We start from the raw sequence: 14,201 nt of genomic DNA on the forward strand, positions 1-14,201 counted from the left end.
AGCGGCGAGACAAGGGAGGTAATCTCGAATGGCTGACTGGTCCGCCGCTCAATATCTCAAATTCGAGGACGAGCGCACGCGGCCCGCGCGGGACTTGGCTCAACAGGTTCCCGTCGATTTCCCGCGCCACGTCGTCGACATCGGCTGCGGGCCGGGCAACTCGACCGAGCTTCTGGTCGAGCGCTGGCCGGATGCCGAGGTCAGCGGCTTCGACACCTCGCCGGACATGATCGAGAAGGCGAGGGCACGGCTGCCCAATGTCAATTTCGCGCTCGCCGATGCCGCCAGTTGGCAGCCCGAGAAGCCGGTCGACGTCATCTTCGCCAACGCGGTCTTCCAATGGCTGCCGGAGCATCCGGCGGTGTTGCAGCGACTGGTGGGACTGCTGGCGCCGGGCGGCGCTTTGGCCATCCAGATGCCCGACAATCTCGCAGAGCCTTCGCACCAGTTGATGCGGGACGCGGCGGCCGAGATGCCGTTCTCGGCCAAGCTCAAGCACGCGGCGCGTGCACCGCTGCCGCCGGTGTCGTTCTACTACGATCTTCTGTCGCCGCTCGCGGATCGGGTGGATATCTGGCACACGATCTACAACCATCCGCTGGCCGATGCCGAGGCGATCGTCGAATGGGTCAAGTCGACCGGGCTGAAGCCGTTCCTCGATCCGCTCGATGCTGAGGAGAAAAAGCACTTCCTCGAAAGCTACACGGCGAAGATCGCGAAGGCCTATCCCAAGACGGCAAACGGCAAGGTGCTGCTGCGCTTTCCCCGCATCTTCATCATCGCCAAGCGGGCCTGAGCGCCGCTCAATTTGCCGCGAGAGCTGCCGCCAGCGGCGGTTTAAGCTGGCATAAACCGGGCAAATGCGACAAGGGTAGCGCGGGCCGGTTCGGTGCCCGCATCAAGCCCGTGCCTCGGACAGTTGGACATGCATCGCGTCATCATCAGCGGCATCGGCGCCGAAATCCCTGAGCCCGTCATCACCAATGAAGAGCTGGTCGAGAGCTTCAACAGCTGGGTCGAAACCGAAAATGCGCGGCGTGCCGTCACCGGCGAGGCGTTGCTGCAGAAGTCGGACAGCGCCTTCATCGAGCACGCATCGGGTGTCCGCACCCGCCATGTGATCGAGCGCGAAGGCATTCTGGACCCGACCCGGATGTCACCGCGGATCCCGGCGCGGCCCGACGAGGCGCTGTCGCTGCAAGCCGAGTTCGGCATCGCGTCGGCGAAAAAGGCGCTCGACCACGCCGGAGTCGATCCCTCCGACGTCGACCTGGTGATCTGCTCGGCCTCGCATCATCAGCGGCCCTATCCGGCGATCGCCATCGAGATGCAGCAGGCGCTCGGCACCAAGGGCGCCGGCTTCGACATGGGGCTGGGCTGTTCTTCCGCCGCGGCGGCGCTGCATGTCGCGGTCAACCTCATCAGGGCGGGTGCGCACAAGCGCATCCTGGTGTCGACCCCCGAGATCATCACCGGCCACCTCAATTTCCGCGACCGCCAGACGCATTTCATCTTCGGCGATGCCTCGGTCGCCATGATCGTCGAAGGTCTGGACCAGGGCGAGAAGCGGCCGGGGCGCTTCGAGGTGCTCGATACGCGGACCTGGACGCAGATGTCGAACAACATCCGTACGAATCTCGGCTATCACACCCGCACCGCCCAGGACGATCCCTACGTGATCGATCTCGAGGGCAACCTGATCAAGCAGGTCGGCAACAAGGTGTTCAAGGAAGTCACCGTCGCGGGCCACAAATTCATTGTCGAATTCCTGGCCGAGCACGGGTTGACACCGCAAGGCATCCGCCGCTTCTGGCTGCATCAGGCCAATGCGCGCATGAACGCGATGATCCTGAAGCTCTCCTTCGGGCATGAGGTCGATCATGACCGGGCGCCCATGGTGCTGGAGCGGCTCGGCAACACGGCAGGCGCCGGCGCTATCGTGGCGCTGTCTGAAAATCACGCCGACATGAAGGCGGGCGATTTCGGCCTGCTCTGCGCCTTCGGCGCGGGCTATTCGATTGGCGGCGCGTTGCTGCGGATGCTGTAGCCGGCTTAAAGCGCATCGCGCTGAAACGGATTCAGGCGACGTGCATTAGGTCTTGTTTTCACGCATGTCGTTGCCCCAGAACCGCTGCACACTTCTGGGCGACATGCATCAAGCCGGCACGAACGGAACCAGCATCGGCACACGCCTGGCATAGTCGTCATAGGCGCTGCCCAGTTCGCCGCGCAAGAAACTCTCTTCCAGCCGTGCCTTGATGAAAATGCCGAGGATGAGCAGGGCAGCGCCGGCGATGCTCCAAACGGTGCCCTTTTCCGCCATCGTAGCGAGGATTGCCAGCAGCAGGCCGCTATAGATGGGGTGGCGGACCAAGCCATAGGGTCCGGTTTCGACCACGCGATGCTTGGCCTTGGCTGTCACGGCGGCGGACCACAGCCTGCCGAGATGCAGGCGCGCCCACCAGGAAAAAATCAGGCCAACAGCGATCAGCGCAACGCATATCCATGCCTCGGGAAGGCTTGGCGTCCACAGCCGCAGCCGGCCGGCATAGCCATGCGGCGGCACGAACAGCAGGATGGTGCCGGCCATCCACAGCGCCCGATAGCGGGCCTCCGCCCTAAGGTCTGCCCGCTTTTGCGCCGGATCGGCCCACAAAGCTGCAAGCGTCCAGGTAACGACCCAGATCAGCCAGAGCGCGGCCATTGCGGGAGCGGGATGCATGGTCTCCTCCTCCGATGCGCAAAGTCACATAATCCCGCCAGGCGGCGGCAATGCGGAAAGGCGATGGCATTTCAGGTAAGAAAGTCGTGAACGCCCATCAAGCCGCTTGATCGGACCATCAGTGCTTTCGACTGGACCGCATCGGAAAGGGTGTCTAGACCGGCGACATGCAGGATACAAAAACGAGCCCGGAGCTTTTCCCGGTGAGCGAACCGAATGTCGACATCGTGCCGGGCCGCAAGCTCGCGGCGAGAGCGGCGGCGCTCTACAAGGCGCCCTTCGATCATTTCGAGACGAGACCGGTGGAGGAACTGCGGCTTGGCTTCGACGGCATCGAGGGGGACTTCCACGCCGGCGCGACGCGGCGCTCCGGCGGGCGCGAGCCTTGGTATCCGCGCGGCACCGAGATGCGCAACGAAAGGCAACTGTCGCTGGTGGCGGCGGACGAGCTTGCCATCGTCGCGGAGCGCATGGGTGTTGCCGCGATCCAGCCGGAATGGATCGGCGCCAATTTGCTGATCGAGGGCGTGCCGCATCTGTCCATGCTGCCGGCGGGCTCACTTCTGTTCTTCAAGGGTGGAGTGACCATCAAGGTCGATGCGCAGAACGGGCCTTGCCGTCTCTCCGGCCGCTCCGTCGCCGAGAATGCGCGCATGCCCGATCACGAAGCCGGAGCATTGCTGTTCCCGAAGGCGGCGAAGCGGCTGCGCGGCCTCGTCGCCTGGGTCGAGAAGCCCGGAGTCATCACGTCCGGCGAGGAGATTTCGGTCCGCGTGCCGGAGCAGTGGATCTACAGAGCCTGATAGGCCACCGGGCTCGACCAGGCCGGGTCCTCGTGCTTCTGCCAATAGAGTCGCATCAGGCGTTCCGTCGTTGCGCCGACCTTGCCATCGGCCACCGGAGCGCCGTCGATCGTGGTGACCGGCATGATGCCGCCGGCGGTCGAGGTGATGAAGACTTCGTGCGCCGTCTTGAGCGCGACCACGCTGACGTCCGTCGCTGCGGCAGACAGCCCCAGCTCGGCACACAGGTCGAACACGGTGCGGCGCGTGATGCCAGGCAGCACGGCGTCCGCGGGGGTCGACAACTTCCCGTTCTTGACACAGAACACGTTGAAGCCTGGACCTTCGGCGACGTTGCCGTTGAAGTCGAGGATCAGTGCGGTTTCCGCGCCGCGGTCATAGGCATCGTAGAGGCCGCGCACCAGATCGAGCCAGTGATAGTTCTTGATCGATGGATCGATCGAGGCGGGCGGGATGCGAACCTTGTCGCTGATGGCGACATGCAGGCCACGGCGCAGTTGTTCGGCATTGGCGACCGAGCCGAAGGGGACGGCGAAAGCCATGAAGCGGTTGATCGCCTGGCGCGGATCGCGGCTGAAGGTCGGCGAGGCGCCGCGCGTGCACAGCATCTCGACATAGGCGGCGCGATGACCGGACAGCGCGACGCAATTGTGCAGGATTTCGGCGACGGCGTCGCGATCGAAGGGGATCGTCATGCGCAGCTTTTCCAACCCGCCGAAGAAACGATCGAGATGCAGGTCGAGGCGGAAAAAGCGGCCGTCCCAGACATGCACCGTGTCGTAGGTGGCGTCCGAATGCAGGAAACCCCAGTCCAGCACCGAGACCTTGGCCTGCGACATCGGCAGATATTGTCCATCCAGGAAGGCAACACCGTCGGGATAGATGTGCGGGTCGAGGTGACGATCCGAGAGGAGGGGAAGCGACCCAGTTTGCTCGGCGGCTTGGCTCATTTTCGATCCTCTCGTCATTGCGGCAAGGGCAGGCTAGCCTCCGGTCCCTGTCGAACTAGAGCCAGGCCACAGGTCCTGCTTGGCCGTCTCGGGGCGGCTACGGATGCCGGGGCCGCTTCAGCCTCATCCGTCCTCGTCGTCTTCATCGAGCAGGCGCGTTGCTCGCCAGCGGGTCAGCACTTCATTGGTCTGCCCGATGACAAAGAAGCGCGCCGAGTCGCGATCATAGCCTTCGGCGAGCAGCTTTTCGTAGTCGGTATGGGCGTGGCGGACATGCGCGATGGTCGCCAGCCATACCGCGATCGTCGGCGGCAACGTCTTCATATGCACCGCACCGGCGTCGGCACGGATTCTTTCCATGTCGGCATATGGCCCGAGCGGCAAGAGCGCGGTCAGTGCCTTGGCGATGGCGCGGCGGCGGCCGGTTGGCGCGCTCATTTCTCGTCGCGCCCGGCGATCGTCGCTTCCGGAAAAGCGTCGGTCGAAGCGTAGTAGGGTTTGATGTCGATGAGCGGCGTGCCGTCGAGCAGGTCGATGGCGTCGATCTCGATGCGGCCGGCCTTGCCATCGAACGCCACGATCCTCGCCACATGCAGCCCGACAGGGTTCGGCCGGGCAGGGGAGCGCAGCGAGAAAACGCCTTTCGGCTCAATCGCATGGCGGGGTTTCTGCACAATGAGATTCCGCGGCGCATGATCAAGCCAGGATAGGATGACGATGTGGCTCGCGCGGTCGAGGTTCTGCAGCCCTGGGCGGTAGGGCTCATCGATCAGGAGGGTTGCCGATCGTTCTGCCTCACGGGCAGCGCGCATGTTCTTGGGGCATTCCTCGCGACTCGTCCACGGGGAGACGACGCGGCCGATAAAGACAACATGGCTGTCGGCCGGCAGGTGCGCCGGATCGGCATCCAGGAGCTGTTCACCCTCGCGCGTCTTGAACATCGCCTTCGTCCCTTTCAGTCCGCGCAGGAACCGCCGGTCACACCCGGATCATGGCTGCGCCATTTTCTTGTCCGGAAACGACATAGCGCTTGCCAGGGCTTCAAAATCGACATAAACATATCTTTATATCTTTTCAACGAGACCCGCCCATGCACGTCACGCTCGACACGATGGTAGATACATTGAAGGCTGCGGCAGAATCCAGCCGCCTGCGCATCCTGGTGCTGCTGTCGCGCGGGGACCTGACGGTGTCGGACCTTACCGAAATCCTCGGCCAGTCGCAGCCGCGCGTCTCGCGCCACCTGAAGCTGCTGCTCGATGCCGGGCTCATCGGTCGCTACCAGGAAGGATCGTGGGCCTTCTTCAGGCTGACGGATACGGACAACTCACGCGACTTCGTGCAGCGTCTGGTCTCGGGCATTCGCGAGACCGATCCGCAGGTGGTGCGCGACATGGAGCGGCTCGCAGCAGTCAAGCGCAAGCGGCAGGACCGGGCAGCCGAATATTTTTCGGAAAACGCCGAGAGTTGGGACCGCATCCGCTCGCTGCACGTGCCGGACCGGGCGGTGGAAGCAGCCCTGCTCAAGCTGGTCGGCAAACGCCCATTCCAGTCCATGCTCGACCTGGGCACCGGAACGGGCCGGCTGTTGGAGATATTCTCGCCGCTCTACCGGCGCGGCGTCGGCATCGACATGTCGCGCGAGATGCTGACCGTGGCGCGCGCCAATCTAGACAAGGCCGGCGTTGCCAACGCGCAGGTGCGCCAGGGCGACATTTTTTCGCCGCCGGTCGAGCGCAACGCCTTCGATCTCGTCACGATCCACCAGGTGCTGCACTATCTCGACGATCCGGCCCGCGCCATCGGCGAGGCGGCCAGGCTGCTGCGCCCGTCGGGCCGGCTGGTCATCGTCGATTTCGCGCCTCACAGCCTGGAATTCCTGCGCGACCAGCACGCCCATATGCGGCTCGGTTTCTCGGACCGGCAGATCGCCGATTGGTTCGCCGAAGCCGGCATCGACCTCGAGGACAGCCAGGAATTCGAGCCGCGTGGCCAGGCCGAGGCAAGGCTCACCGTCAAGCTCTGGCTCGGCCGCGATCGCCGGCTGCTGATCGCCGATCCGTCCAACGACCAGTTCCAAGCAAGGGAAACAGCCTGATGAACCAGTTCCGCTTTTCCCGCCGCCCCGACATTGGCCACAAGGTCCGGGTTTCGTTCGAATTCTTTCCGCCGAAGACGGACGAGATGGAGGCAAGGCTCTGGGACACCGTCACCCGGCTGGAGCCGCTCAAGCCGAAATTCGTGTCGGTCACCTATGGCGCCGGCGGTTCGACCCGCGAGCGCACGGCCCGTACGGTCAGGCGTATTCTCACCGAGTCGACGCTGACGCCGGCGGCGCATATGACCTGCGTCGATGCCGACCGCGATCAGGTCGACACGGTGATCCAGGAATTCGCGGAAATGGGCGTCACCCGTTTCGTCGCCTTGCGCGGTGATCCGGCGGCAGGCGTGGGAACTGCTTACCGTCCGCATCGCGACGGTTATGCCAATGGCGCCGAACTGGTCGGAGCGCTGAAGAGCGTCGGTGATTTCGACATCTCGGTTTCGGCCTATCCGGAGAAGCATCCCGAAAGCCCGGATTTCGCAACCGACATCGACATGCTGAAGCGCAAGGTCGACAACGGCGCAACCCGCGCGATCACTCAGTTCTTCTTCGACAACGACCTCTACGAGCGTTATGTCGAGCGGGCGCGGCGCGCCGGCATCTATATCCCGATCGTGCCTGGCATCCTGCCGGTGCACAATTTCAGCCAGGTCGCCAATTTCTCGTCACGCTGCGGGGCGCTGGTGCCGGCCTGGCTGGCCGAACGATTCGAGGGACTCGAGAACGACCCGCAGACACATGCGCTGGTAGCCTCGGCCGTGGCGGCGGAGCAGGTGCTCGATCTCGTCGAGCGCGGCGTGGGCGATTTCCATTTCTACACGATGAACCGCGCCGATCTGGTGTTCGCCGTCTGCCACATGATCGGCATCCGCTCGCATGAAGCAGAGGCGGCAGGGTCGGCCGCCGCATGAAGCAGCCGGACATGGAAAAGGCCGGGTAGAACCCGGCCTTTTCAAATTGGTTGACTGCTTTCGGTGCTCGGTCTTCCCGGCTTTGGCGGGTCAGGGAAGAACGCCTATGATAAGGGCTCCGATGAATGCGAACGCTGCACAAATCATCAATGCGTTGATTGGCCTCGTCAGTCCCATGTCATAGCCTCCTCTTAAGAGCTATGGCAGGACTCTAGGGGCATTTGGGCCACAGGCAAGCGGAAAATGTGCTGCAATGCGACGCGATTGTGAAATTTGCGACTTGCGATTTACCGTTAGGCCTTGAAACTCTTCGCTAAAACCGGGCTTGGCCGTTGTGAATAAATTGTGGCGGCGGTGTGGCGTGAAACCGCTACCATCGACCGAGCAAACGCCCGTCGATGGTAATCAAGCCGAGTCCGATGAGCGCCATACCGCCCATTTCGAAGAGTTCCAGCCGCTCGCCAAGGAAGAGAAAACCGAGCAGCATCGCACTGACCGGGACGATCAATGTCACCAGCGAGGCGTTGGTGGCTCCGGCAGAGGCGACGAGATTGAAATAAAGGATATAGGCGAAGGCGGTCGAGAGCAGCGCCAACGCCAGCACTGCCGCCCAGACGGGCGGCGAGGCCGAAAGCACTCCGGCCGGGCCGAGCGCGCTGAGCACCAATGGGATCATGATGATGGTCGAGGCCGTGAGCTGGCCGGTCGCGATCACCGGTGAGGGGACACCTCTGAAGCGCCGCGCGATCATCAGCGCGATGGCATAGGACAGCGAAGCGCCGATCAGAGCGAACTTGGCCCAGACCGGCCCGCCGAGCCCCGCAAGCAGGCCTGGGCCGATCATCACCGCCGTTCCGGCAATGCCCAGCGCGATGCCGGCGAGCTTGTTCCAGGACAGCTTCTCGTCGACTGTCAGCGCATTGGCCAGGATCAGCGTCCAGAACGGCGTCGTCGAGTTGAGGACCGAGGCGATCCCGGCGCCGAGCTGGGTCTGGCCGGCGAAGATCAGCGAGAAGGGGATTACATTGTTGGCAAGGCCCAGCAGGAAGAAGAAACCGGCATGCGGCAAGGCGAGGCGGAAGGAGGGGCCGCGAATCGCCAGATAGAGCTGCAGCGCTGCCGCGGCGATCGCGACACGCAACAGCACCAACGCCAGCGGGTGAATTTCCGACACCGCAATGCGGGCGAAGAAGAATGAGCCGCCCCAGATCGCGCCAAGCAGCAGGAGCTGAGCCCAATCCTTGAGCGTCATGGGTCCGCGCGTCGCCGCGGCGCCGGCCGTCATCGTCATCAAAACCTCCAGGCCGCTGGCAAACTCAGCCGCCGAACAGCTGCAACCGATATCCGCTCAGGCGGCAAGGGCCACCCGAAACCTGAGCGGTAATTCAGCATGGCGGAAAAGGATGGGGCCGGTCGCGCGGGAAGGGGAGACACAGAACTGTTTTCTTTGGCGGCTAGCTAGGATTAATTGTGCGCGCCCGATTGAGGATTCGTCCATGCAGCGATTCGAGAATGCTCGCGAAGCGGCACTGGCGCTTCGCCCGGACGATCCGGTCTACTGCTTCCGCCCGCAGGTTCTGAAGGCCGATGCCTTGCAGTTCATGGGCATGTTCCCGGGCAAGACCGCCTATGCGGTCAAGACCAATGGCGAGCAGATCGTGCTCAGGACCTTGGTGGAAGCCGGCGTCGGCGCCTTCGACGTCGCCTCGCCCGGCGAGTTCGCCGCCGTCCGCGCCGTTTCTGCGGAAGCCGAGATGCTCTACATGCATCCGATCAAGGCGCAGTCGGACATCAAGCTGGCCCTGGAGAAATACGGCATTCGCGTCATCTCGCTCGATCATGAGGACGAGATCACCAAGTTGACGCGCGTGGTGCGGGCGCTCGACATCGATCCCGGCGCGATCACGGTCTTTGTGCGCATCCAGACGAAGGGGCATGCGGCCTACGAGTTGTCGAAGAAGTTCGGGGCAGGTCCGGCCAATGCGGTCGAGCTTGCAGAGCGGCTCAACCGCACCGGCTACAAGGTCGGCCTCTGCTTCCATGTCGGCAGCCAGATCGAGGATCCTGACACCTATGAGCGGGCGCTGGCCTCGGCCGACTGGGTTCGCAATCGCCTGACCTTCGACATTGCCGGGCTCGATGTCGGCGGCGGCTTTCCGGCCGAATATGGCCATGATCCCAATCGCAAGCACATCGAGATGCCGTCGCTTGGGCAGCTTATGTCGCGGCTGTCCGGCGACCTGAAGGAGTACCAGTTCGACCAGTTGCCGCTGGTGGCGGAGCCAGGGCGCGTCATCGTGGCGCGCTGCCTTTCGCTGATCGTGCGGGTGCTCTTGCGAAAGGGCAAGCGGCTCTACATCAATGACGGCATCTGGGCCTCGCTCTCGGATTCATGGACCGGCAAGATCACGCTGCCGGCACGCTTCATTCCGGACCCCGCGATCCGCACGCGCAATGGCGACGAGAAGAACATCGTGCCGTTCAAGGTCTGCGGCGCGACCTGCGATTCCGTCGACATACTGTCGCGGCCGTTCTGGCTGCCGGAAACGGTCGACACCGGTGACTGGATCGAGATCGGTCATATCGGCGCCTACTCGCTCTCGCTCAGAACGCGCTTCAACGGCTTCTATCCCGACACATTCATCGAGTTGACGACGCCGTTCGACGAAGGCGATGCGCCGGAGGGGTTTGCGAGTTTGGAGACGATGGCGGATTAGTGAATGGTGAATAGTGAATGGTGAATGGTGAATAGGGAATTAGGAAACTGTGATTGAGAGATGCTCGTGGGCTTAACCGCGAGATCGCAAGCTTAATCGTTACTATTCACCATCCACCATTCACCATTCACCATTCACCATTCACTCTATTCACCATTCACAATTTCGCCAGCAAATCCGGCGTCGGCCAGCCATCCACCGGCAGGCCCAGCCGCATCTGCTCCTTGCGTATGGCCTCGCGGGTGTTCGTTCCGAGAATGCCGTCGACCGTGCCGACGTCGTAACCCTTGGCCTCGAGCTTGGTCTGCAGCGCTTTCATCTGATCACCGCTGAGACCCGTTTCAGGAGTGCGTGGGTCGAATTGCGGTGCGCCGGCAAGCCGCGTCGCAAGCACTGCCGCGGTCAGCGCGTAGGTGAAGGACTGGTTCCACTCCAAATAGACGTCGAAATTGTCGTAGGTGAAGAACGCGGGACCCTTCCGGCCCATCGGCAAGGCGAGACCGGCCTTCAGGCCGTTGTCGACGAGCGGCGTGCCGTTGGGGTTGGTCACGCCCCACTGAGCCCATTGGCTCAATGGCAGCTTGTTGGTGCGTCCGGTCTGGTCCCAGGGCATGTCGTCGGGAACCCGCACTTCCTCGACCCAGGGCTGGTCGCGCTTCCAGCCGCGCGACAGGATCTTGTTGGCCGTGGTCATGATCACGTCCGGCACGCTGTTGCGGAGGTCGACCTTGCCGTCGCCGTCGCCGTCGACGCCGCGCGCGAGATAGTCGGTGGGCAGGATCTGCGTCTGGCCGACCTCGCCGGCCCAGGCGCCCTTGACGTCGGCCGGCAGCACTCCGCGGTCGACCAGCGTCAGCAGCGGCACCACCTGCGGCCGGAACAACTGCGGGCGGCGGCAGTCATGTGAGAGCGTGACCAAAGCGTTGAGCGTGTGGAAGTCGCCCTGCACGGCGCCGAAATCGGTCTCCAGGCCCCAGAAAGCGGCAATGACGGCTGGCTGCACGCCGAATTCCTTGTCGGCGCGCGCGAAGACATCGGCATATTTTTTCAGATTCGCGGCGCCCTGCTTCAGGCGATAGGCCGAGATCATGCGGTTCGAGAATTCGGTGAAGGTCTGGGTAAAGACGCCCTGGGCGCGGTCGCGCGCCAGGACCTTCTCATCGATGGTGGCCGCTTCCAGGGCGTCGAGCCCGACGCTGCCGACACCTGCCGCCCTGGCCTCCGCCGCCACTCCCTGCTTCCAGGTTTCGAAATCGCCGCCGCATTCCTGTGCCTCGGCGGGCCAGGCGAAAGCGGCAACCAGCAGCGCCGCCAGGACGTCAACGCGCAATCGCATCGTTTTCCTCTCGAGATCGGCGCATGACCCTCTTGGACCCGATCCGGAGTCTGGACAGGAACTTGCGCAGATTTCAAAGTTCAGGAGCGCCGTTCGGCACCCGGTTGGGTGCACCGCTCCGCATCATCAGCGGTTGCATATATCGCCGCCCCGCGGTCTCGAAAAGCAGGCGCAAAGCCCGATGTCAACGGGTGTTCTGCCGTAGCCACCTGTTCCAGGCGGCTTCCGAGCCGTTGAAAACGTTGATGTCGGCCTTGCCCGCCATGCCGGGAACGATGCCGGTTCCGGTGTATTGCCAGAAGGTGAAGGGGTGGCTGCCGTATTTCTGGCGCGGATGGCCCGCCACCGAGCGCAGCCAGTAAGGATAGCCGCGGAAGCTGGAAAGCTGGTTGTCGTCGAAAAAATCGAGCGAGGTGTAGATGATCGGCTTCTTGCCGTAGTGGCGCTCGACGATCTGCAGGAAGGTGCTCATTTCACTGCGCACCGTTGCCGGATCGGGACGAAGCCTGCAGGTCGGGGACTTCGGATTCCATTCCATGTCGAGAACCGGCGGCATGGCTGATGCGTCTCTCGGAACATTGGCTATGAACCAGCGCGCCTGGGCGGCGGCCGGCGTGCAGAAATAGAAGAAATGGTAGGCGGCGCGCGGTATGCCCGCGGCCTTGGTGCGGGCCCAGTGCTCGTTGAAATAATCGTCGAACCGGTCGCCGCCTTCAGTCGCCTTGACGAAGGCGAAGGAGATGCCGCTGGCCTTGGCCGTGGGCCAGTCGACGGAGGTCTGGTATTTGGAGACGTCTGTACCGTGGATCGAGTAGTTCCAAGGCGCGCCGCTGTCCCATTCATGCGGCTTGGAGTCTTCGAACCGGGGCGCGCGAACGGCAACGGTCGCCGAACTGGACGGCGACAGCGGCGAAAGATCGTCTACCGTCGAGCAGGCGCCCAGCAGCGTCAACATCAATACGGCCGCAAGACGGCGCATCACTGTTCCCCGAGCCGGGTTCAGCCGGCCGCTGATGGGTCGTTGCAGATGGCCGTTGCTTGCGCTGGCCCCCTCCGAACGGTCGCCCCACAGGACCGCCCGTATTCTTCCGGCATGTCGTTGTCCCAAAACCGCTTGGCACTTTTGGGCGACATCCACTGTTGATCGCCGAACTTGGTTGATAATCCATTGACCGCGCTCGACAGCGCCGACGATTTTGCGGAAGCAATGGCGGCAAATCAATGACACAAAGCGAGCCGGAAAATCCAAGGCGCAAGATGCGGGGGCGCAAGATGCGGGCTGTCGTAAGGTTCATCAAAGGGTTGCTGGGGCTCGCAGTGCTGTCGGTGGTCGCGGTGGCGGCGTGGCTCTACTTCGCGCCGCCGGATCTGATCCGCGTCGGTGCCGGCTATTCGGCCAAGATCGTCTGCTCCAATGTCTTTATCGCCGGCCGAGACGCGAACGACGTGCTGGCGGTCGACGTCCAGGCGCCGGGTCACCCGCTGCTCAAGCTGATGAAAGTGTCGGTCGACAAGGAGAGGGGGCTTGTCTCGGCGGGCCTGTTGTGGGTGTTGGGCAAGAGCATCGCGGTCGAGCGTGACGGGGTCGGCTGCGCGTCAGTTCCAGACGGCAACACCGGCAAAGCGAGGCAGACGTCATTGCGCGCTGCGCGGTCGGCGGCGGTCCAACTGGACGCGCTCTGGCCCGAGGGCGAGCGGGTGGATGCTTCGCAAAACCCCGAAGTGTCAAGGATCGTCGACGATCAGGCCATGGCCGGAGCCGGCATGCGCGCGCTCGTGGTGGTGAAGAACGGGCGCATCGTCGCCGAGCGCTATGGCGACGGCTTTTCGGCGAAAACGCCGCTGCTCGGCTGGTCGATGACCAAGACGGTGAATGCCGCGATCGTCGGCACGCTGGTGAAGGACGGCAAGCTGGCGCTCGACAACAAGGACCTGTTCGCAGGCTGGAAAGCGGATGGACGGGCGGCGATCAGTCTTTCCGACCTGATGGCGATGTCGAGCGGGCTGGAATTCAACGAGGATTATGGCGACGTCGCCGACGTGACGCGCATGCTCTATCTCGAGCCGAACATGGCGGGTTTTGCCGCGGCCAAGCCGCTGACCAGCGAGGTAGGCAAGGCGTTTTCCTATTCGAGCGGCACATCTCTGATTCTGTCGCGGCTGTGGCAGGACGCGCTCGGCGACAAGGCGAAGGCGCTGGCATGGCCGCGGACGGCGCTGTTCGAACCGCTCGGCATGCATAGCGCGGTGCTGGAGACCGACGAGCAGGGGACATTCGTCGGCTCGTCCTACCTCTATGCCACCGCCCGTGACTGGGCGCGCTTCGGCCAGTTCTTGCTGCAGGGCGGCGTCTGGAACGGCACGCAGATCCTCCCCGCCGGCTTCGTCGACTGGATGCGGCAGCCGGCCTCGGCCTCCAAGGTCTATGGCAAAGGCCAGGTGTGGATCGAGGGCCCGGGCGACGAGGAAAGCCCCGGCGCGGGCATCGCAGCCGGTTTGCCAAACGACACCTACTGGATGGAAGGCCATGATGGCCAGACCGTCGCCATCATTCCGTCCGAGCAACTCGTCGTGGTGCGGCTCGGCCTGACGCCGGCAAAGCTCGGCTACCGGCCGCAGACGATGGTAGCGGCGCTGGTCAAGGCGCTACATCAATAG

The 14,201-nt window shown here is 63.5% G+C and carries 14 protein-coding genes; 7 read left to right on the forward strand and 7 right to left on the reverse strand.

What is annotated here, in order from left to right:
• Positions 1-28: 28 nt before the first annotated feature.
• Both tam and EN818_RS14660 read left to right on the forward strand, forming a co-directional pair.
• Positions 29-796, forward strand: a complete 768-nt coding sequence (gene tam / locus EN818_RS14655) for a trans-aconitate 2-methyltransferase (RefSeq protein WP_095808203.1) — start codon at positions 29-31, stop codon at positions 794-796.
• Between the two features lie 129 nt (positions 797-925).
• Positions 926-2,047, forward strand: coding sequence for a beta-ketoacyl-ACP synthase III (locus EN818_RS14660; protein WP_095808255.1), 1,122 nt, complete (start codon positions 926-928; stop codon positions 2,045-2,047).
• 108 nt (positions 2,048-2,155) lie between these two features.
• On the opposite strand, the gene EN818_RS14665 is transcribed toward EN818_RS14660, so the two are convergent.
• Entirely contained in the window at positions 2,156-2,722 is a 567-nt protein-coding gene (locus EN818_RS14665; protein ID WP_095808202.1) for an isoprenylcysteine carboxylmethyltransferase family protein, read from the reverse strand.
• A gap of 167 nt (positions 2,723-2,889) precedes the next feature.
• Between EN818_RS14665 and EN818_RS14670 the strand changes: the two genes are divergently transcribed.
• Complete coding sequence (locus EN818_RS14670; RefSeq protein WP_095808201.1) at positions 2,890-3,525, forward strand: MOSC domain-containing protein; 636 nt, start codon at positions 2,890-2,892, stop codon at positions 3,523-3,525.
• Here EN818_RS14670 and EN818_RS14675 read toward each other — a convergent pair.
• From EN818_RS14675 to tsaA, 3 genes are all read right to left on the reverse strand, one after another.
• Positions 3,513-4,475 (reverse strand): D-amino acid aminotransferase, encoded by a 963-nt coding sequence (locus tag EN818_RS14675; protein WP_095808200.1) that lies wholly within the window; start codon positions 4,473-4,475, stop codon positions 3,513-3,515. The two genes, EN818_RS14670 and EN818_RS14675, sit on opposite strands and share 13 nt — an antisense overlap.
• Positions 4,476-4,598: 123 nt before the next feature.
• Positions 4,599-4,913: a DUF2293 domain-containing protein gene (locus EN818_RS14680; RefSeq protein WP_095808199.1), complete on the reverse strand. Its 315-nt coding sequence runs from the start codon at positions 4,911-4,913 to the stop codon at positions 4,599-4,601.
• Positions 4,910-5,416 carry a tRNA (N6-threonylcarbamoyladenosine(37)-N6)-methyltransferase TrmO gene (tsaA, locus tag EN818_RS14685; protein ID WP_129553867.1) on the reverse strand — a complete coding sequence of 169 codons (507 nt, stop codon included), beginning with the start codon at positions 5,414-5,416 and terminating at the stop codon, positions 4,910-4,912. The genes EN818_RS14680 and tsaA overlap by 4 nt, the downstream gene beginning before the upstream one ends.
• A 149-nt stretch (positions 5,417-5,565) precedes the next feature.
• Between tsaA and EN818_RS14690 the strand changes: the two genes are divergently transcribed.
• A complete protein-coding gene (locus EN818_RS14690; RefSeq protein WP_095808197.1) occupies positions 5,566-6,573 on the forward strand; it encodes a metalloregulator ArsR/SmtB family transcription factor in 1,008 nt (335 codons plus the stop codon).
• A complete protein-coding gene (gene metF / locus EN818_RS14695) occupies positions 6,573-7,490 on the forward strand; it encodes a methylenetetrahydrofolate reductase [NAD(P)H] (protein WP_095808196.1) in 918 nt (305 codons plus the stop codon). The genes EN818_RS14690 and metF overlap by 1 nt, the downstream gene beginning before the upstream one ends.
• 370 nt (positions 7,491-7,860) lie before the next feature.
• Here the strand turns inward: metF and EN818_RS14700 are convergent, their stop codons facing one another.
• Positions 7,861-8,781 (reverse strand): DMT family transporter, encoded by a 921-nt coding sequence (locus EN818_RS14700; protein ID WP_095808195.1) that lies wholly within the window; start codon positions 8,779-8,781, stop codon positions 7,861-7,863.
• 205 nt (positions 8,782-8,986) lie between these two features.
• Here EN818_RS14700 and EN818_RS14705 point away from each other — a divergent pair, with 205 nt between their 5' ends.
• Entirely contained in the window at positions 8,987-10,207 is a 1,221-nt protein-coding gene (locus EN818_RS14705) for an alanine racemase (protein WP_095808194.1), read from the forward strand.
• 157 nt (positions 10,208-10,364) lie between these two features.
• On the opposite strand, the gene EN818_RS14710 is transcribed toward EN818_RS14705, so the two are convergent.
• Positions 10,365-11,543: a lytic murein transglycosylase gene (locus tag EN818_RS14710; RefSeq protein ID WP_095808193.1), complete on the reverse strand. Its 1,179-nt coding sequence runs from the start codon at positions 11,541-11,543 to the stop codon at positions 10,365-10,367.
• A 184-nt stretch (positions 11,544-11,727) separates the two neighbouring features.
• Positions 11,728-12,522, reverse strand: a complete 795-nt coding sequence (locus tag EN818_RS14715; protein ID WP_095808192.1) for a GH25 family lysozyme — start codon at positions 12,520-12,522, stop codon at positions 11,728-11,730.
• 293 nt (positions 12,523-12,815) lie between these two features.
• Between EN818_RS14715 and EN818_RS14720 the strand changes: the two genes are divergently transcribed.
• Entirely contained in the window at positions 12,816-14,201 is a 1,386-nt protein-coding gene (locus EN818_RS14720; protein ID WP_095808254.1) for a serine hydrolase, read from the forward strand.

It is taken from the genome of Mesorhizobium sp. M3A.F.Ca.ET.175.01.1.1 (assembly GCF_004791945.1).
Lineage (GTDB): Bacteria > Pseudomonadota > Alphaproteobacteria > Rhizobiales > Rhizobiaceae > Mesorhizobium.